2 protein-coding genes are annotated in these 1,113 nt (G+C 25.8%); both read left to right on the top strand.

Annotated elements, in window-relative coordinates:
• Positions 1–36: 36 nt before the first annotated feature.
• On the top strand, positions 37–600 hold the full coding sequence (locus tag HMPREF9073_RS05545; protein ID WP_009413021.1) for a hypothetical protein: 564 nt from the start codon (positions 37–39) through the stop codon (positions 598–600).
• Between the two features lie 47 nt (positions 601–647).
• Positions 648–1,113: hypothetical protein (locus HMPREF9073_RS05540; RefSeq protein WP_009413020.1), on the top strand; the 466-nt coding region annotated here is incomplete at its 3' end.

The following is a 1,113-nucleotide window of genomic DNA, read 5'->3' as shown; positions in this document are numbered from 1 at the left end:
TTTTTATCAGTACAGAACTTATAATCCTTTTACATCATGGTAAAAAGAAAATCCTACATATTGATCTTACTTTCTATTTGTTTTATAGCTTGCTGTTATAAAGGTCCTTATACCTCTTACGGTTCAATAAGACAAAAAATTAGATCTTTTTCTAAAATTACTGAGAATTATGAACTAATTGATACAACAGCTTTGTATAAATTAGATGCTATTCAAGAGTACACTCATTATAACCTAACTGAAAAGAGGGTGTCATTTTATGAAAAAGATGATGCACACTATTATCCTTATACTCAGTATTTAAAATTTTATTCTAATGGAAAATTAGCTGTTTTTTTTATTTCCAAACGAGACACTTTATTTCTTAAACGTGAAATGTTTAATCCTGAGAAAGCTATAATGGGCTATTATTACATTAAAGGAAATGATATTAAAATAAAAACAGCAGGGATAATCAATTGTTATCTATATGTTTTTAAAGAAAAAGGGAGAATAAAAAATGATACTATTACCTTAATGTTAGATAGTTCTATCGAAGAAATATATAAGAAGAAAACAATTCCAAAAGAACTTTTAGAAGGTTGGGAACCTGATTGGTAAACTTAATGTTTTTTAGCGTAATACAAAACTTATAACTCTTTTACATTATGGTAAAAATTATTATTTCTACATTTTTATTTTTTTGTCTGTGTGCTTGTAGTGTTATTTACAATAAAAAATCTTTTGTATTTAGTAATACACCCAGTGAAAGAAAGTTAAGAACAAATGGATATTATTATCAAGTATACAATCTTGATAAAGAGTATATGCGACAAAAAGGTGTATATATCAATATGCAACTTTTTTTAGATAATGGATATACTTATGTTGTCAAAAATGGTTTTGGAGATTACTGTGGTGATTTAATAGAGAAGGAATGTGCTGTTAAAGCCTCAGAATATATGTTAGATAAAAATATAAATGAGTTTTTAGAAGAAACTGATAAACAAAGTAATAGAAATTATCATATTTGGAATTGGGGAAAATATCATATTCAAAATGATACCATAGTTGTAAAGTGGTTTTATAATCATTTTGGCGACTATTTTTTAGTAGAAGAAAAAGGCATTGTAA

It is taken from the genome of Capnocytophaga sp. oral taxon 326 str. F0382 (assembly GCF_000318295.1).
GTDB lineage: Bacteria > Bacteroidota > Bacteroidia > Flavobacteriales > Flavobacteriaceae > Capnocytophaga > Capnocytophaga periodontitidis.
The sequence above is the reverse complement of the archived record's forward strand: the minus strand, read 5'-3'. Positions and strand labels throughout refer to the sequence as shown.

What these genes read in the sequence shown, in the direction of transcription:
- HMPREF9073_RS05545 (WP_009413021.1), top strand. Translation starts at nt 37, where the DNA reads ATGGTAAAAAGAAAATCCTACATATTGATCTTACTTTCTATTTGTTTT.